This is a genomic window from Streptomyces himastatinicus ATCC 53653 (assembly GCF_000158915.1).
GTDB lineage: Bacteria > Actinomycetota > Actinomycetes > Streptomycetales > Streptomycetaceae > Streptomyces > Streptomyces himastatinicus.
Map to the genome: position 1 here is coordinate 9,749,156 of NZ_GG657754.1, position 18,394 is coordinate 9,767,549.

General features: G+C 72.0%; 11 protein-coding genes and 4 pseudogenes. 9 read left to right on the forward strand and 6 right to left on the reverse strand.

Annotated features, from left to right (window positions below; genetic code table 11):
* Window positions 1-257, forward strand: a pseudogene (locus SSOG_RS41180) (DUF3533 domain-containing protein); the annotation flags it as partial.
* 3 nt (window positions 258-260) lie between these two features.
* Here the strand turns inward: SSOG_RS41180 and SSOG_RS41185 are convergent.
* The 3 genes and pseudogenes from SSOG_RS41185 to SSOG_RS41190 form a co-directional block, all read right to left on the reverse strand.
* Window positions 261-548: a hypothetical protein gene (locus SSOG_RS41185; RefSeq protein WP_009720249.1), complete on the reverse strand. Its 288-nt coding sequence runs from the start codon at window positions 546-548 to the stop codon at window positions 261-263.
* A 58-nt stretch (window positions 549-606) separates the two neighbouring features.
* Window positions 607-786 (reverse strand): annotated as a pseudogene (locus SSOG_RS58730) (hypothetical protein); the annotation flags it as partial.
* A gap of 53 nt (window positions 787-839) precedes the next feature.
* Window positions 840-1,616 (reverse strand): class I SAM-dependent methyltransferase, encoded by a 777-nt coding sequence (locus SSOG_RS41190; RefSeq protein ID WP_009720250.1) that lies wholly within the window; start codon window positions 1,614-1,616, stop codon window positions 840-842.
* Between the two features lie 200 nt (window positions 1,617-1,816).
* On the opposite strand from SSOG_RS41190, the gene SSOG_RS41195 reads away from it, so the two are divergent.
* From SSOG_RS41195 to SSOG_RS41220, 6 genes are all read left to right on the forward strand, one after another.
* Window positions 1,817-3,040: a sensor histidine kinase gene (locus SSOG_RS41195; protein WP_009720251.1), complete on the forward strand. Its 1,224-nt coding sequence runs from the start codon at window positions 1,817-1,819 to the stop codon at window positions 3,038-3,040.
* A 37-nt stretch (window positions 3,041-3,077) separates the two neighbouring features.
* The gene (locus tag SSOG_RS41200; protein ID WP_039942609.1) at window positions 3,078-3,743 is read left to right on the forward strand and encodes a response regulator; all 666 of its coding nucleotides are present in this window, start codon (window positions 3,078-3,080) and stop codon (window positions 3,741-3,743) included.
* A 445-nt stretch (window positions 3,744-4,188) separates the two neighbouring features.
* A complete protein-coding gene (locus SSOG_RS41205) occupies window positions 4,189-5,409 on the forward strand; it encodes an ABC transporter substrate-binding protein (RefSeq protein WP_208867441.1) in 1,221 nt (406 codons plus the stop codon).
* Window positions 5,410-5,599: 190 nt separating this feature from the next.
* Complete coding sequence (locus SSOG_RS41210; protein WP_208867442.1) at window positions 5,600-6,574, forward strand: carbohydrate ABC transporter permease; 975 nt, start codon at window positions 5,600-5,602, stop codon at window positions 6,572-6,574.
* Window positions 6,567-7,421: a carbohydrate ABC transporter permease gene (locus tag SSOG_RS41215; protein ID WP_039939983.1), complete on the forward strand. Its 855-nt coding sequence runs from the start codon at window positions 6,567-6,569 to the stop codon at window positions 7,419-7,421. The genes SSOG_RS41210 and SSOG_RS41215 overlap by 8 nt, the downstream gene beginning before the upstream one ends.
* Before the next feature lie 29 nt (window positions 7,422-7,450).
* Complete coding sequence (locus tag SSOG_RS41220; protein ID WP_009720257.1) at window positions 7,451-8,737, forward strand: alpha-L-fucosidase; 1,287 nt, start codon at window positions 7,451-7,453, stop codon at window positions 8,735-8,737.
* 67 nt (window positions 8,738-8,804) lie between these two features.
* On the opposite strand, the pseudogene SSOG_RS41225 reads toward SSOG_RS41220, so the two are convergent.
* The 3 genes and pseudogenes from SSOG_RS41225 to SSOG_RS41235 form a co-directional block, all read right to left on the reverse strand.
* A pseudogene (locus SSOG_RS41225) lies at window positions 8,805-9,717 on the reverse strand (endonuclease/exonuclease/phosphatase family protein).
* Window positions 9,718-9,830: 113 nt separating this feature from the next.
* On the reverse strand, window positions 9,831-11,228 hold the full coding sequence (locus SSOG_RS41230; protein WP_009720259.1) for a M1 family metallopeptidase: 1,398 nt from the start codon (window positions 11,226-11,228) through the stop codon (window positions 9,831-9,833).
* Window positions 11,225-15,183 (reverse strand): annotated as a pseudogene (locus SSOG_RS41235) (Pls/PosA family non-ribosomal peptide synthetase). Before SSOG_RS41235 ends, SSOG_RS41230 begins: the two are co-directional and overlap by 4 nt.
* A 564-nt stretch (window positions 15,184-15,747) precedes the next feature.
* On the opposite strand from SSOG_RS41235, the gene SSOG_RS41240 reads away from it, so the two are divergent.
* A complete protein-coding gene (locus tag SSOG_RS41240; protein ID WP_009720262.1) occupies window positions 15,748-17,229 on the forward strand; it encodes an amino acid permease in 1,482 nt (493 codons plus the stop codon).
* Window positions 17,226-18,311, forward strand: coding sequence for a succinyl-diaminopimelate desuccinylase (gene dapE, locus SSOG_RS41245; RefSeq protein WP_009720263.1), 1,086 nt, complete (start codon window positions 17,226-17,228; stop codon window positions 18,309-18,311). The genes SSOG_RS41240 and dapE overlap by 4 nt, the downstream gene beginning before the upstream one ends.
* Window positions 18,312-18,394: the final 83 nt, after the last annotated feature.

Genomic DNA, 18,394 nt, shown 5'->3' on the forward strand with positions numbered 1-18,394 from the left:
TGCTGTTCGTGGTCCTCGGCAACCCCAGCGCCGGTGGCGCCTACGGCCCTGAGCTGCTGCCCCCGTTCTGGCGGGCGCTCAGCCCCGCCCTCCCCAACGGCGCCGCCACCCATGCCGTACGCCACGTCATGTACTTCTCCGGCCACGGCATCACCGCCAACCTCGCGGTGCTGACCGCCTACGCCCTCGGCGGCGCGCTGGTCGGCGTCCTCGGCGTCACCCTGATCCGACGGCGGCGCGCGGCCGTGTCCGCCTGAGCCCTACCCCGGCGTCGCGTCATCCGCGCGCAGCCGCCGCCGCATGACCAGCCAGCCGCAGCCGAACGCCGGAAGCGCCACCGCCCAGGTGAGCGCTGTCGGCGCGGCCCGGCCGGTGGCCGCGTGCACGGCCACCGTGCTGAGCAGCCACCCGGCCGTGGCGCCCACCAGCCCGGCCAGCAGCGAGCCGAGCCGGGCCGGTGCCCGGCTCTCCGGCGGGGTGGCCAGCCACAGCACCAGCGTGGCCGGCAGCAGGGCGAGCGCACCGGGCAGGGCGATGAGGGCGGGCACCGCGGGCCTCCCCCGCGCGCAACCGCACCCGCGACGGCCCCACCAGCTCCAACTGCCCCGTCACCGCGCCCAGAGCCCGCGCGTCCCCGGCCCGCACGGCCGTCTCCATTGCCCCCAGCGCGCGCTCCACATGCGTCCAGTCCGCGCGCGGCAGTACGAGCCCGGCGACCCCCGCGAGAGCCGCCTCGGCATCCGCACGCAACTCCGCCGTGACGCGGCCCCTCTCCGACACTCCCATGGCCCCAACTTAGCGACACCGGGGCGAAAAGGGATGACGGTGAGTATTTTCCCTCAGCCGCCGTGGGTGACGCGGATCTTGGACTGGCCGTGCGGGAGTTCCTCCCAGTCCTCCATGAAGCGGGCCGCCAGACCGTGTTTCCGGGCGAGGTCGATGAGGGTTTCGGTGCGGTAGTAGAAGTCCTCCCGCAGAACCTGGTGCTCCTTGCCCTCGGTGCGGTCGAAGGTGAAGTCGAACCAGCCGCCCGGCGCCAGCACCCGCCCCACGTTGGCCAGGCACTCGTCGATGACCGGCAGCGGGGAGTGGGAGAACACGCTGTGCGCGTGCACGACGTCGAAGTGCGCCTCGGGCAGGAAGCGCAGGGTGAGGTCGCGGACGGGGGTGAGGGTGGGAAGCCGGTCCTGTAGCTCGGTGTGGACCAGGGTGTCCTGCGCGGCGACCAGGATGTCGGGGGAGATGTCGATGCCGTAGTAGTGGCCGGGTTCGAGGTGGCGGATGAAGCGCCACCCCGCGCGCAGATTGCCGCAGCCGATCTCCAGTATGCGGTGCTCGGGGCGCAGCCCGTGCTGCACCAGATAGTCGAACTGCATCGCGCCCAGCGCCAGCCACCGCTCCCGGGTACGGCCGCCGACCGCCGCGTCCGCGCTGGCACGGGTGTCGGAACGCATCACGGCGCGGTAGTAGTCGACATGGTCCGGCCAGCGGTAGCGCAGCCAGGCGTCCCGGGTGGCCCGCACCAGGTGGCGCGGTACGCGCCCGGGGTGACGGAGCGCGTAGGAGACGCGGTGGCCGAGGCTGGCGCGGTTGACGGTGACGTTCTTGGCGGGCATGAATGATCCTTTCCCGGGGACGCGGGCTGTGTGTCGCGAGCCCTGAACTCAGCATCCGTGCGGGTGACGGCCGTCGGCGTCGGAAGACCGGCCACCGGCCGGAGGCGGTTCGGGCGACGGCGGGGTCAACCGATCGGATGATGCGGAGCGTGGCGGCCCGTAATAGGACTGGCTACAGGAGAGCGAGGGAGGGCACGGCGATGCGGAGAGGTCCGGCGGGGGAGGGCGAGTGGGCCGATCCGGACGCCCGGTGGCTCCGGGCGGTCATGGACGGGGCGTTCTTCCTGCTGCTCGGCTCCTCACTGATCCGCTTCCTGACCCGCGATCACGAGGGGACGCACACCGGATCTGCCGTCGCCCTGTTCGCCGCCTTCGGGCTGCTGTATGTGCTCGGGCGGCTCCTGGCGCCCGCGCCACGCCCCGGCGCCCGGCCGAGCGCACGGCATCTGACCTGGCTGGGGGCGGTGTCGGTGGTCTGGGCCGGTCTGCTCGCCATCTCCCCGAGCGCCACGTGGTGTGCCATGCCGCTGCTGTTCACCGGACTCCAGACGCTGCCCGTGCGCACCGCCGTGCCGCTGGCGGCCGTGCTCACCGTGCTGGTCGTCGCCACCGAGCTGCGGCTGTCCCACGAAGGGCTCAACCCGAATGTGGTGATCGCCCCGCTGGCCATCAGCGCCGTCGCCACCGCCGTCCTGGTCCATCTCCAGCGCCAGGCGGCCCGGCAGCGCGTGCTGATCGACGACCTGGTCCGCACCCGCCGCGACCTGGCCGCCACCGAGCGGCGGGAGGGCATCCTCGCCGAACGGCAGCGGCTGGCGAGCGAGATCCACGACACCCTGGCACAGGGCCTGTCCAGCCAGCAGATGCTGCTCCAGGCCGCCGACCGCACCTGGACGACGGACCCCGACGCGGCCCGCCGCCATATGCGGGACGCGGCCGGGATCGCGTCCCGCAGCCTCGCCGAGGCCCGCCGGTTCGTCCATGACCTGGCCCCCGCCGACCTCGCCGACCGCACCCTCGCCGAGGCGCTGCGCGCGCTCGCCGACCGGGAGTGCGGCGAGGGGCTGACCGTAGGCTTCCGGCTCGACGGTGTGCCGGGCCCGGTGCCGGATCGGGTCGAGGCCGCGCTGCTGCGCATCGCGCAGGGCGCCCTGGCCAACGTACGGGAACACGCCTGGGCGACCCGGGCCGCACTGACCCTGACCTGGCTGGACGACCAGATCTCGCTGGACATCGCCGACAACGGCCGCGGTTTCGACCCCGAGCGCCCCCGGACCCCGGACACCGGCCGGGAGCGGGGCCATGGGCTGCCCGCCATGCGGGTGCGGGCACGCCAGCTGGGCGGCACGCTCACCGTCGAATCCACCCGGGGGGAGGGCACCGTCGTATCGGCGGCCGTCCCCCTCGCCACCCCCGCCACCTGACCCTCACCGCCACACACACATGGAGGACCGCCGCACCATGACCGCGACCGACGCCACCCCGCCCATCCGGCTGCTGCTGTGCGACGACCACGCCGTGGTGCGCGCCGGGCTGCTCGCGCTGCTGTCCAGCACCGCGGGCATCGAGGTGGTCGGTGAGGCGGGCAGCGGCGAGGAGGCGCTCGCCATGGCCGCGCGCGTACGGCCCGATGTGGTGCTCATGGATCTCCAGCTCGGGGACGGCATGGACGGCGTGGAAGCCACCCGCCGCCTGGCCTCCGGCACCGGGCCCACACCACCACAGGAACCGGCACCGCGGGTGCTGGTGCTCACCATGTTCGACACCGACGCGGACATCGCCCGGGCCATCGAGGCGGGCGCCACCGGCTATCTGCTCAAGGCCGAGCGGCCGGAAGAGCTGTTCGCGGCGATACGGAACGCGGCGGCCGGGCGCACCGCGCTGTCGGCGCCCGTCGCCGACCGGCTGATGGCCCAGATGCGCACGCCCCGCCCCACCCTCTCCGAGCGCGAGCGGGACATCCTCCAGCAGCTCGCCCGCGGGCTGGGAAACCGGGAGATCGCCCGCGCCCTGTTCATCAGCGAGGCCACGGTGAAGACCCACCTGGGGCGGATCTACGGCAAGCTGGGCGTGGACACCCGGGCGGGCGCGGTCGCCGTCGCCACCGGGCGGCGGCTGCTGGGCTGACCGTCCCGAGGGAACACATCGGATGTTCCGCTCCCGCGCCGGGTGGTCTTCGCCGGGACCGTCCGGCAGGGGTACGACACCGCGCCCCCGGCCCGCCGGAACACCCACGACGGGCCCGCAGAGACATCCAAACTATGCCTTCTCGCCCGGGGGCCGATTGCCCCGAAAATAGGGCTGTACGACGCCTTGACACCCCAATACATCGGATGTTCTGATGCCGATGCGTCCTGGTAAAAGGGACCGGCCGAATGGAGTCACAGTGGGTCGGATCAACGCCTTACCCGGCATCTGACGTTCCTCACCTCACCTCGTCTCGTTACGCCCCCGCGCCCCGCAGCGATCGGCGGCTTCTCTCCAGCATCCGCACGCGAGTTCCGTGCTGCCGGAGTACGTCCATGTGAGCACGGAAATTGAAGTGGACACTGCTATGAAAAGACGGCTTCTGGTGAGTGCCACCGCGGCGGCAGCCGCATTGGGTCTCACCTTGTCGGGATGCTCCTCCAGCGGCGGCACATCGGGCCAGTCGAAGGACAAGCTCACCTGGTCGATGTGGATATCGGGCTCGGCCGACAAGGCGGCCTGGCAGAAGGTCGCGGACTCGGTGAAGACGGCCGGGGGTGCGAAGGTCACCATCCAGGGCGCTCCGTTCGAGGACTACTTCACCAAGCTCCGCACCCAGCTGAGCACGGGCAGCGCCCCGTGCATCGTCAGCATGCAGAGCCTGCGCGCGGCGAACTACACCGACGTCCTCCTGCCGTTGGACTCCCTCGCGAAGAAGCAGGGCGTCGACCTGTCGCAGTTCGACAGCACCGCGCTCGACGCACTGAAGGTCGACGGGAAGATCTACGCCCTGCCCTATGACACCGGCCCGATGCTGCTGTTCTACAACAAGGACCTCTTCAAGCAGGTGGGTGCGAAGGCGCCCGAACCGGGCTGGACGGTGAAGGAGTTCGAGACGGCCGCGGCGAAGTTCAAGGCCGCGGGGAAGAAGATGCTCGGCTCGGCGATCGGGGACATGAACCTCGAGTCGATGATCCTCGGCTACAACGGGGGCCGCGTCATCAAGGAAGACGGCACGCTCGACCCGTCGGACCCGAAGTTCGCCAAGGGCTTCGACTGGCTCGGATCGCTGGTGAAGAAGGGCTATGCCACTCAGGCGAGTTCGGACACCTCGGTCGCGGGTAACGACTTCGTCGCCAAGAAGGTCGCCATGTACCCCGACGGCCCCTGGTCGCTGCTCGACCGGAAGGGCAAGGCCAACTTCGACATCGGGATCACGACCATTCCGGTCGGCACGGCGGGTGCCACCCCGTCCACCTACTCGGCGGGCTCCGGCTTCGGTATCTCCAAGCAGTGCAAGTACCCCGACCAGGCCTTCCAGGCGGTCAAGACGATGACCAGTCAGAAGGTGCTGAAGGGGCTGGCCGAGCAGGGACGGGCCTTCCCCGGCCGCACGGCGGCGCAGCAGCCGTGGTACGACAACGCGAACATCGCGGGCGTCGAGCCCGTCCTGAAGGCGGCGCAGAAGGCGTCGACCCCGCTGCCCGGGAACAAGCAGAGCGACCAGCTCCAGCAGCTCTTCTTCCAGTACGGGATCCAGGCCGTGAACGGCCAGCAGTCGGGTGCGCAGACGATGAAGTCGATCGCGGGACAGCTCCAGAAGTGAGCCGGCCGACCGGGAGGTGCCGTCCGGTGCGGGTTCCCGCCGCACCGGGAGCCGTCGGCACCTCCCGGCCACAGGGAGCGCAGGGAGCGAGAGAGGTCACGAGATGACGGAATCGGTGTCCCAGCCACCGCCCGCGTCGATGTCCGTTGTTCCACCCGGGGCGGCTGTTGCTCCCGGGGCGGCGTCGGCGGTGCCGGTGACTGGTGCGGGTGCCGCCGACGTGGTGGTCGCGGCACGGGAGGGACCGAAGCACAAGAAGGCGGGACGGGAGCCCGGCGAGCGGTCGGGGCGGCGGCAGATCGGGCGGCGCTCGTGGTGGGGCGCCGTGTTCGCCACTCCCCATTCGCTCGGGCTGGCGATCTTCACGGTGGTCCCGATCGTCGCCTCCCTCGTCGTGAGCTTCATGAACTGGCCGATGCTCGGCGAGCACTCCTGGACCGGCCTCGACAACTACCGCAAGCTCTTCTCGGACCAGACCTTCTGGATCGTGGCGCGGAACACCGTCGAGTACGTGGTCCTCTATGTGCCGCTGAACCTCGTGGTCTCGCTCGGCCTCGCGGCCTGGCTGACGCCGCGGATCCGGCACCGGCACATTTTCCGGGTGCTGTTCTTCATTCCGACGATCACCCCGCTCGTGGCGAACGTCGTCGTGTGGCGGATGCTCTACCAGCCCGACGGCTTCATCGACGCGACGATGCAGTCGACGATCGGAGTGAACGCGCCCAATTTCCTCGCGGACGGCACCTGGGCCATGTTCGCGGTGGTCGCGATGAGCGTCTGGGCGGGATTCGGCTACAACATGCTGATCTTCTCCGCCGCCCTCGACGCGGTGCCGGACAACCAGCTGGAGGCCGCGCAGATCGACGGCGCGAGCGCGTGGCAGGTCTTCTGGCGCATCAAGTTCCCGGCCATTTCCCCGTCGATCTTCTTCGCGACGATGATGACGCTGATCACCTCGTTCCAGGTGTTCACCCAGCCGTTCCTGCTGACCAAGGGCGGCCCGGGGACGGAGACCGAGACGCTCGTGCAGTACATCTACAACACCGGCTTCCAGACCCAGCAGCTCGGGCTCGCCTCGGCGGGCGCCTGGGTGCTCTTCGTGATCATTCTCGGCATCACGGCAGTCCAGTTCCTCGGCCAGAAGCGTTGGGTGCACTATGAGTAGCGACACGCGGCCGTTGAAGGCCGCTTCGCGGACACGGCAGGCCATCGGCTACGTACTTCTGTGCCTGGTCGCCCTGGCGTTCATGTCGCCGCTCATCTACATGGTGGCCACCAGCCTCAAGCCCGAGGCCGACACCTTCACCACGCCGCCGACGCTCTGGGGCTCGGAGCTCCGCTGGCAGAACTTCGCGGACGTCTTCAGCTATCTGCCGTTCCAGCGGTTCATCCTGAACGGCGTGTTCGTCGCCGCCGTCGGCACCGCCATCAACGTCATGGTCGCGGCGTTCAGCGGATACGCCTTCTCGCGCCTTCGCTGGCGCGGCAGGAACGCCGTCTTCATCCTCTTCCTGGCGACGCTGATGATCCCGCAGGACGTCCTCATCATCCCGATGTACGTGATGATGCAGAACTTCGGCTGGGTGGACACCTTCCAGGCGCTCATCATCCCGTGGGCGTTCACCGCGCTGGGCGCGTTCCTGCTCCGGCAGTTCTTCCTGACCGTGCCGCAGGAGCTGGACGACGCCGCCCGCGCCGACGGTGCGGGGACGGTGCGGACCTTCATCGCCGTGATGCTGCCACTGGCCCGCCCGACCCTCGCCGTGCTGGCCGTCTTCACGTTCATCAGCTACTGGAACTCCTTCCTGTGGCCCCTGGTCGTCGTCAACGACGTGAATGCCCGCGCGACCATCCCCCTCGGTCTCCAGGCGTTCTTCGGCCAGCAGGGGACCCAGTGGAGCCTCGTCATGGCGGCGTCGGTGATTTCCATGCTGCCGACCGTGATCCTCCTGATACTCCTTCAGAAGCACCTCGTCCGCGGCATCGTCACCAGCGGTCTCGGCGGCCGTTGATCCCCAATTTCGGAAAGGAATCCGCTTCGATGTCCCTCCCTCCCTGGTTCACCCACGACCGATTCGGCATGTTCATCCACTGGGGGCTCTACGCGCTCCCCGCCCGCCACGAGTGGGTGAAGAACCGCGAGCGGATCACGGACGAGGACTACGACCGCTACTTCCGCCACTTCGAACCCGACCTCTACGACCCCCGCGCCTGGGCCCGGGCCGCCAAGCAGGCCGGAATGAAGTACGTGGTGCTCACCACCAAGCACCATGACGGCTTCTGCCTGTGGGACTCGAAGCTGACGGACTACACGTCGGTGAAGACGCCGATCGCCAAGGACCTCGTGGCGGAATTCGTCGAGGCCGTGCGCGCCGAGGGACTCCGTGTCGGCTTCTACCACTCGCTCATCGACTGGCACCACCCCGACTTCGTCATCGACGGTCTCCACCCGCGCCGCGACGACCCGCCGGAGGAGATCGAGCGGCTCAACGAGGGCCGTGACATCGCCCGGTACCGCGCGTACCTGCACGGCCAGGTGGAGGAGCTGCTGACCCACTACGGCCGGATCGACTACCTGTTCTACGACTTCTCGTACAAGCGGGGCCGGCACAGCGAGGTGTTCAACGCCAAGGGCGCCGAGGAGTGGGGCTCCGAAGAACTCCTCGCCCTCACCCGCCGCCTCCAGCCCGAGATCATCGTCAATGACCGGCTCGAGATCCCCGGCGACCTCGTCACACCGGAGCAGTACCAGCCCGACAAGCCCATGGAGGTCGACGGCGAGCCGGTGGTCTGGGAGGCGTGCCAGACCCTCAACGGCAGCTGGGGCTACGACCGCGACAACCTCAACGTCAAGAGCGTCGAACTGCTGGTCCGGATGCTCATCGACGGCGTCTCGAAGAACGGCAACATGCTGCTGAACGTCGGACCCACCGGGCGCGGCGAGCTGGACCCGGTCGCCGTGACCACGCTGGAGGGCATCGGGGACTGGATGTCCCGCCACGCACGCTCGATCTACGGCGCCGGGCCCTCCGCCCACCGCGCCCCGGTCGATGCCCGCTACACCCAGCGCGAAAACCGCCTCTACCTCCACCTCTTCTCCTGGCCCTTCACCCATGTCCACCTCCCCGGCCTGGCGGGCAAGGTCGAGTACGCGCAGTTCCTGCACGACGCGTCCGAGATCCACTACCGTGAGATCGAACCGTCGGCCATGGCCCAGAACACCACCCTCGGCGGTCAGCCCCCGGGGACCCTGACCCTGTCGCTGCCGGTGGTCCGCCCCGATGTCGCGGTGCCGGTCGTGGAACTCTTCCTGCGGGAGGGCGCCTGACGGCTCCCGAAGGAGGAAGCGCCGCCCGCCGCCTGACGCACGACAGGCGGCGGGCGGCGGGCCGGGCTCACAGCTCCAGCACGGCGTGCACCGGAAGGTGGTCGCTGGGGAACTGGCCGCCGGAGGAGTAGGTGTCGATCGCGGCGTAGCGGGTGCGGACGCCCGGCGAGGTGAGGATCCAGTCGATGCGGTCGCCGTCGGGGACCAGCGGCTTGTAGCCGTGGAAGGTCGCGTACAGCTTGCTGCGGCGGTCGGCGGTGTCCCATGCGTCGGTCAGGGAGCCGCCGTTCAGCAGGGTGTCGTAGACCGGGTTGCCGTGGGCGGCCACGTTGAAGTCGCCGGTGACGATGCGGGGGAGGGCCGGGTTCAGCCCGGCGAGCCGGACGTTGATCAGCCCGGCGGCGCGCTCCCGCGCGTACTGGCTGATGTGGTCGAGATGGGTGTTGAGGGCGTAGAACTGCCGGTCGGTGGCCCGGTCCTGGAAGCGCACCCAGGTGACCATGCGCACCACGGCGCCGCCCCAGGTGTTGGAGCCGATCACATACGGGGTGTCGGACAGCCAGAAGTGGTCGTACTCCAGCGGCTCCAGTCGTCTGGTGTCGTAGAAGACGGCCATGAACTCGTCGCGGCTGCCGCCCGCCCGCCCGGTGCCGAGCCAGTCGTAGTGCGGACCGAGATCGGCGGCGATGTCGCGCAGCTGGGCCGTACAGCCCCTCCTGGGTGCCCAGCAGATGGGGTGCGGCCCGGCGCAGCAGCTCCCGCATGACGGGGCGCCGCTGCGCCCAGGAGTTGGGCGCGGTGTCGCCGGCGTAGCGCAGGTTGAAGGTCATGGCGTGCAGCTGTGAGCCGTCCACGGGGACGGCCGAACCGTCTCCGGCGGTATCGGCGCGGGCCTCCGGCTGGGTGGCGAGCGGTAGCGCGAGGGCCGCGGCGGCCGCGGCGCGCATCCCGTGACGGCGGCTGAACAGAGGTGCGGGCATGGCTCCTCCAAGGGTCCGGCGTTGAGACCAGTATCAGGCCGACCGGTGGGAATGAAGTGGCCTGCGGGAGCCGCGAGTTGAAACGTACGGAGTCCGGATGCGAAACGGGCGGCTCACACCGGACCGCTGCCGCCGGGGAGTTCCGGCAGCCGGGGGGTGTAGAGCCAGGCGGTGAACAGCGCGTCCAGGGGCTGTGCCGTGTGGCGCCGCGCCAGGGCCGTGAACTCCATGGTGGTGACGGTGGCGTGGCGATGGGTGGCCGTCCACTCCCGCAGCACCGCGAAGAAGGCGTCGTCCCCGAGGACCGTACGCAGCGCGTGCAGCGTCAGGGCGCCCCGCTGGTAGAGCCGGTCGTCGAACATCCGCGGCATGCCCGGGTCCGCGACCAGCAGATCCTGCGGCTGATCCGCCAGCGCCGCCCTGAACCGGTCGGCGTGGACGGCGGCCGGGACGCCGCCGGACACCTCCGACCACAGCCACTCGGCGTACTTGGCGAAGCCCTCGTTCAGCCAGATGTGGCGCCAGTCGGCGAGGCTCAGGCTGTTGCCGAACCACTGGTGGGCCAGCTCATGGGCCACCAGCCGCTCACAGCCGCGCTGTCCGTCGACGTGGTTCGAGCCGAAGACGGACAGCGTCTGCGCCTCGACCGGCACCTCCAGCTCGTCGTCCGTCACCACCACCGCGTACTCGTCGAACGGATACGGGCCGAAGAGGTCCTCGAAGGCGGCCATCATCCGGGGCTGGCGGGCGAAGTCGTGGTCGAAGCGGTCGCGCAGCCGCGGCGGTACGGCCGCCCGCTGGGGCACCCGGCTCACCGCCGTGTCCGTCAGCTCGACCAGGTCGTACAGGCCGATCTGGACGGTGGCGAGATAGGTGGACATCGGCGCCGGGTGTTCGTACACCCAGGTCGTGGTGGAGGCGCTGACCGTGCACGACTCCAGGGTGCCCGCGGCGAGCACCGTGTACGGCGACGGCGCGGTCACCGCGACCCGGTACGACGCCTTCGCGGCCGGGTGGTCGTCGCACGGGAACCAGGACGGCGCGCCGATCGGCTGGCCCGCCACCAGCGCCCCGTCCTCCAGCTGCTCCCAGCCCAGGTCGCCCCAGTGCCGGGTCTTCACCGGCCGCGGCACCCCGACGTACCGCACCTCGACCGTGAACGGCGTCCCGGCGGGCAGCGGGCGCGCCGGGCGGATGCGCAGCTTGTCCGCCCGGTGGGTGTAGCGGGCCGCGCGGACGCCGTCGACCAGCACCCCGTCCACCCGGAACGCGCCGAGGTCCAGGCTGAACCCGGACAGCGGCTCGCCCGTCGCGCCCGGTTCGGCGACCGCCGAGATCCGGGCCCGGCCCGAGATCCGCCCGGTGCTCGGACGGCAGTTGAGCTCCAGGTCGTAATGGGTCACCCGGTAGCCGCCGTTGCCGTGTCCGGGCAGATACGAGTCCCCGGACCTGTCCGCCCCGACCGCGCCGCCGGGCGCGGCCTGCGCCCGGCCGCCCTTGCCCCTGCTCACTTCGCCGTGTCCTCCGTCTTCCGCATGTCCCGCTCCTTCTCCGGCTGCCACGCCGCGATCGGGTTGCCGAGCCACCGGGTACCCGCGGGCAAGGACTCGCCGCGCATCACCAGCGACGCCGGACCCACCGTGGCACACGCGCCGACCGTGGCGCCCGGCAGCACGATGCCGTGCGGGCCCAGGGTGGCGCCCTCCTCCAGCACCACCTCGTCCATGCGCATGATCCGGTCGTGGAACAGATGGGTCTGCACCACACACCCCCGGTTCACGCTCGCCCCGGCGCCTATCCGTACCAGATCGGCCTCAGGCAGCCAGTACGTCTCGCACCAGGCGCCGCGCCCGATGCGCGCGCCGAGCCCCCGCAGCCACCAGTTCATCAGCGGCGTACCCGAAAGGGCCCCGGCCAGCCACGGTACGGCCAGCACCTCCACGAAGGTGTCCGCCAGCTCGGTACGCCACACGAACGAGCTCCACAGCGGCCGTTCGGCCGCCTTGAACCGCCCCACCAGCAGCCACTTGGCCACCACCGCCACGGCGCACGCCACCACCCCGCCCGCGCACAGCAGCACCCCGCCGCCCGCCACGGCCGCCGGGAACCCCCACCGCGCGGCGACCACCGCGAACGCGGCCAGCACCAGCACCGCGAGCGCCGCACCGCCCATCACGGGCACGATCCGGCACAGTTCGACGGCGCCGCGCGCCCACTTCAGCCGCCGCGCCGGACGGTACGTACGGCTCTGGTCGCCCTCCTCGGCCGCCCGCGGCAGCCGCATCGGCGGCATCCCGAGCCACGAGCTGCCCGCCTTGGCGCCCTTGGGCGCGGCGGACAGCACACCGACCAGACCGCGCTTGGGGACCGAGCTGCCGCCCGCGGCCATACCGGAGTTGCCGAGGAACGCCATCTTGCCGACCCGCGACTCGGCGATCCGCAGCCGCCCGCCGCCCAGTTCGTACGACGCGACCATGGTGTCGTCGGCGAGGAACGCGCCGTCGCCGACGGTCGTCATCGACGGCAGCGCCAGCACGGTGGACGCCTCGACCCCGCGGCCGACCTTCATCCCGAGCGCCCGCAGCCACACCGGGGTGAACAGGCTGGCGTACAGCGGGAACAGATGCACCCGCGCCATGTCCATCAGCCGCTCGGTGGCCCACGCCTGCCAGGCGATCCGCCCGTGCACGGGGTGATCGCCCGCGCGCAGGCCGATGCCGAGCGCCCGGACCCCGGCCAGGATGAGCAGCGCGTAGCAGACCATCCCCGCCACGGTCGCGACCGGCACGGCGGCCAGCGCGTGGAGCAGCGCCGTCCCCGCGTCGCGGGTGCCCCGGACGAACAGCGCGAGGACGGCGAGCGCGGGCAGCAGCGCCAGCGCGGGCAGCAGGGTCAGCCCCAGCGCGGTGAGCCCGTACACCACCGCCCAGCGGCGGGTGCGCGGCGGCCGGTCCTCGGGCCGGTGCTGCGCCGCCTTGCCGGACTTGGCGGCCGGTACGCCCGCCCAGCGGCGCCCCGCGGGCACCGCACCGGTCACCCCGGACCCCGGGGCGATCTCGGCACGCTTGCCGATCCGGGCGCCGGGGAAGAGCGTGCTGCGCGCGCCGACCGTGGCGCCCGCGCCAATCCGGATGCGGCCGATCCGCAGCCGGTCGCCGTCCAGCCAGTGGCCGGACAGATCGACCTCGGGCTCGACCGCGCTGCCCTTGCCGAGCTTGAGCATCCCGGTCACCGGCGGCAGCGCGTGCAGGTCGACGTCCGAGCCGATCCGCACACCCAGCGCCCTGGCGTAGTGGGTGAGCCAGCTGCCCGACAGCCCGGTGGCACCGCTCAGTTCGGCCAGCCGCTCGGCGGTCCACAGCCGCAGATGGACCCCGCCGCCGCGCGGGTACGTCCCCGGCTTCAGCGCCCGCAGCAGCAGCCGCGCACCGCCCGCGGCGATCGCGATCCGGCCCGGCGGCGATACGCACAGCAGCCAGCCGAGCGCGATCCACCACCAGGACACGGTGGGCGCCCAGGGCGCGGAACCGAGGAGGTGCAGCGCGTTTGAGGACGGCGGCCGCGGCCACGCCCCAGCGCAGCCCGGCGACCGTCAGCAGCGGCAGCATCAGCAGCATCTGCGCGACAAAAAGTGCGCCGGGGGACGGGCCGAAACGGTGCGCAAAAACCGTCGCCTCGCTGCCCATCGCGTCCAGCGTCCGGGCGAGCGCGTCCAGCCGCGGGTTCTGGTAGAAAAAAAATGACCGAGCCGCTGGGGTAGCGGTCCCGGATCCGCGAGACGAGCTGGGCGGCGGCGAGGCTGCCGCCGCCCGCCGCGAAGAAGTCGGAATCCGGACCGCCCGCCGGGGTGCCCAGCACCTCGCCCCACAGCTCGGCCAGCCAGCTCTCGGTCTCCGTCAGCGCGTCCGCGGGCGCGGCCGTGCCGATCCCCGGCAGCGGCCAGGGCAGCGCGGCCCGGTCCACCTTGCCGGAGGTACGGGTCGGCAGCGTGCCGACGACCGCGAGCAGCGGCACCAGCGCGGCGGGCAGCACCGTCCGCAGCCGCTCCAGCGCGTCCGCCTGGTCGAAGCCGCCTTCCGCTTCGGGGACGACTTCGGGGACGACGTAGCCCACCAGCAGCTGGTGGCCCGCCTTGGTCGTGCGCACCGCGGCCGCGGCACCCGCCACGTCCGGCAGCGCCTGGAGCGCGGCGTCCACCTCGCCCAGCTCGATGCGGCGGCCGCCCAGCTTGACCTGTTCGTCGGCCCGGCCGACGAACAGCAGCCCCTCCTCCTCGGCGCGCACCAGGTCACCGCTGCGGTACGCCCGCGCCCAGCCCAGCGACGGCAGCGGGGCGTACTTCTCGGCGTCCTTCGCCGGGTCGAGATAGCGGGCGAGACCGACCCCGCCGATCACCAGCTCGCCGACCTCGCCCATCGGCACGACCTCGCCCCGGGAGTCCACGACCGCCAGCTCCCAGCCGTCCAGCGGCAGCCCGATCCGCACCGGGCCCTCGCCGGTCAGCTGCGCGGCGCACGCCACGACGGTGGCCTCGGTCGGACCGTAGGTGTTCCACACCTCACGGTCCTCGACCGCCATCCGCTCGGCCAGCTCCGGCGGGCACGCCTCGCCGCCGAAGATCAGCAGCCGTACGTCGTCCAGCGCCTCCACCGGCCACAGCGCCGCCAGCGTGGGCACCGTGGAGACCACGGTGATCTCCTGCTCGACCAGCCAGGGCCCGAGGTCGACACCGGTGCGCACCAGCGACCGGGGCGCGGGCACCAGACAGGCGCCGCTGCGCCACGCGAGCCACATCTCCTCGCAGGACGCGTCGAAGGCCACCGACAGACCGGCCAGCACCCGGTCGCCCGGGCCCATCGGCTCGTCGGCCAGGAACAGCCCGGCCTCGGCGTCCACGAACGCGGCCGCGCTGCGATGGGTGACGGCGACGCCCTTGGGCTTGCCGGTCGACCCGGAGGTGAAGATGATCCAGGCGTCGTCGCCGGGCCCCGGGCGGCCGGGGGCACCGTGCGGTTCGGCGCGCACGTTCATCTCCAGCCCGGCGCCGAGTACGACGCTCACCGCGGCCTCGGAGAAGACCAGTTCGGCCCGCTCGTCCGGGTCCTCCGCGTCCACCGGTACATAGGCCGCGCCGGCGGCCAGCACGGCGAGGATCCCGACGTACAGGTCGGCGGTCCCGGACGGGACGCGGATGCCGACCCGGTCGCCGACGCCGACGCCCGCCCCGGCCAGCCGCCGCCGCACCCGCTCCACCTCGGCCAGCAGCGCCCGGTAGGTCAGCGCGGAGTCGCCGTCGTCGACGGCGGGGGCGTTCGGGTGGCGGCGGGCGGTCGCGCCGAGGACGTCCATGAGGGTGCGTTCGGCGTGGGTGCCGCGCCCCGGGAACAGGGCGGGCGGTGCCACGGGCTCCGCGGCGGGCGCGGGCAGCGGGGCGAACAGCGTCTGGGACTCGTCTACGACAGTCATCCGGCCTCTCCGGAGTCGGCGGACCGAATGTTCGGCGACACCGTCCGGACCACCGGACCATCGGCCTCTGCCATTCCGGCTCCACACTGAGCCGGGTCCCGAACACTCGCTCGCGGCCGAGGACTGCCGCGAGGGCGAACATCCGGTGCGGCTCTCCAGCGGCCGACCCGAATCCGCGGCACGGATGGCCGGATGAGCTTGTTCCGCCCCCCAACCGAACCGGCGCCGCATACGCCGAGCAGGCAGTTTACCCAGCGTTAACAGCGGCCGCCGGCCTTCTGGAACGCCGACGGCCCCGGGTGGTGGCCGCGCGCCCCGGCGGCCCGGCGTCCCCGCTCGCCCTCGTCCTTCGCACAACGTGCCTGGTGGGAGCCTGTTTTCGCGGTGCCGTCCGCGGCCCGCCGCGGCGCTTCGGAGCGGCCGGTGATCCTGTGGCCGGACTCACAGCGGCCCCGGCCAGGATGGATCATCTTCGGCCACCGCGTACCGCCGGGCCGTGCTTGGCCGATCGTGCAAACCGGCCCGGGGCATCTTGGCCGATGCGCGCATCCCCGCGCCGCCCCACTGCCGGATCATCAGGGGCCATGCGGCAGCGGAAGGAGCGGGACGGTGCACGGTGAGAACAAGCTGACGAGACGCCGGAGCGTGGCGGGACTGGTCGCCGACGCCAGCGGCGGCCCGCTGCGGCGCACCATGGGGCTGAGCCAGCTCACGCTGCTCAGCGTGGGCGCCACCCTGGGCACCGGGATCTTCGTGGTGCTGGGCGAGGCGGTGCCCGAGGCCGGTCCTGCGGTGGTGGTCTCCTTCGTGCTCGCCGGGATCACCGCGCTGTTCTCGGCGCTCTCGTACGCCGAGCTGGCGGGCATGATCCCGGGCGCCGGGTCCTCGTACAGCTACGCCTACGCCACCCTCGGCGAGCTGGTGGCCTGGGTCTGCGGCTGGTGTCTGATCCTGGAGTACGGGGTGTCGGTGGCCGCGGTCGCGGTCGGCTGGGGCCAGTACGTCAACGAACTGCTCCAGCTCACGATCGGCTGGACGCTGCCCGATTCGCTCGCCGCCCCGCCGGGCGACGGCGGGGTGCTCAACGTGCCCGCCGCCGTGATCGTCATCCTCGCGATGGTGGTGCTGCTGCGCGGGGCGCGGGAGAGCGCGGTCGCCAACGCCGTCATGGTGACCGTGAAGGTCGTCGTGCTGGTGATGTTCTGCGCGGTCGCCTTCACCGCCTTCCACGCCGGGAACTTCCGCCCGCTGTTCCCGCTCGGCACCGCCGGGATGACCGTGGGCGCCGCCTCGCTGTTCTTCTCGTACATCGGCTTCGACGCCGCGTCCACGGCCGGGGAGGAGGCGAAGAACCCGCAGCGCGATCTGCCGCGCGCCATCATCCTCTCGCTCGCCCTGGTCACCGCCCTGTACTGCGCGGTCGCGCTGGCGGCGGTCGGGGCGATGCCCTGGCAGCGGTTCGCGGGCACCGAGGCCACGCTGAGCCAGGTGCTGGTGCGTTCCGTCGGCGGCGGCAACCTGTGGCCCGTGCTGCTGTCCATCGGCGCGGTCATCGCCACCACGAGCGTCGTGCTGACCGTGCAGTACGGACAGATCCGCATCCTCTTCGCGATGTCCCGCGACGGGCTCATGCCACCGCTGTTCTCCAGGGTCCATCCCCGGACCGGGGTGCCGCGCGCGGGCACCGTCATCGTCACCGCCTTCGTCACGGTCCTCGCCGCGCTCATCCCACTCGGCGCCCTCGCGGATGCCACCAGCATCGGCACCCTCTTCGCCTTCGCCCTGGTCAACCTGGCGGTGCTGATCCTGCGGCGGCGCAGTCCGGAGGCGCCCCGCGGCTTCCGGGTGCCCTTCGCGCCGGTGACCCCGCTGCTCGGCGTGGCCGCCTGTGTGTACGTCATGTACGGGCTCGGCGCCGACACCTGGATCGCGTTCGGCGCCTGGATGGCGGCGGGGCTCGCGGTCTACGGGCTCTACGGCATCCGCCACTCCGCGCTGGGCCGGACCGCCACCCCCGAGAAGACCGTTCAGGAGACGACGCCATGACCACACCGACCGCCCCCGCCCCCGTCATCGATCCGGCCGCCGATGTCGTCGCGCTCACCCGCGCCCTGGTCGACATCCCGTCCGAGAGCGGCGAGGAAGCCGCGCTCGCCGACGCCGTCGAGACCGCGCTGCGCGCCCTGCCGCATCTGACGGTCGAGCGGATCGGCGACTCCGTGGTGGCCCGCACCGGGCTGGGCCGCGACCGGCGGGTGATCGTCGCGGGCCATCTGGACACCGTCCCGGCCGCCGGGAACCTGCCCGCCCGCCTCGACCCGGAGCGGCTCCACGGGCTCGGCGCCTGCGATATGAAGGGCGGCGTCGCGGTGGCGCTGCGGCTCGCGGCCACGCTCACCGCCCCGGTCCATGACGTGAGTTACGTCTTCTACGCCTGCGAAGAGGTCTCCGGCGACCGCAACGGCCTCGCCCGGATCGCCAGCGAGCGCCCCGAACTCCTCCACGCCGACCTCGCGATCCTCATGGAACCCTCCGACGCCGGGGTCGAGGCGGGCTGCCAGGGCATGCTGATGGCGGACATCACCGTGCGCGGCGCCCGCGCGCACACCGCCCGCGCGTGGCGAGGGGTCAACGCGGCCCATCGCGCCGCCGCCGTGCTCCAACGCCTGGACGACCACACCGCCGAGCGCGTCGTCATCGACGGCTTGGAGTACCGCGAGGGGCTGAGCGCCGTCGCCGTGCGCGCGGGGGTGGCCGAGAACGTCGTCCCCGACAACTGCGTGATCACGGTCAATCTGCGCTTCGCGCCCAGCCGTTCACCCGAGCAGGCCGAGGCTTACGTACGGGACCTCTTCCCCGCGTACGAGGTGGAGGTCACCGAGGTCACCCCCGGCGCCCTCCCCGGCCTCGACCGCCCCGCCGCCGCCTCGTTCGTCGCCGCGGTGGGCGCGGAGCCCCGCCCCAAACTGGGCTGGACCGACGTCGCCCGCTTCACCGCGCTCGGCACCCCGGCCCTCAACTACGGCCCGGGCGACCCGTCCCTGGCCCACACCCCGGGCGAGTACGTACCCCTCGCCCAGCTGCGCGCATGCGAGACGCGGCTCGCGGACTGGCTCCAGCGCCGATAAGAGGTGTCCGCCAGCCGCGTCGGGCCCGCGACTGCCCGGCAGGCTTGCTGCGTTGTCGGGCGCGTCCGAGTAGGCCCGCCCCG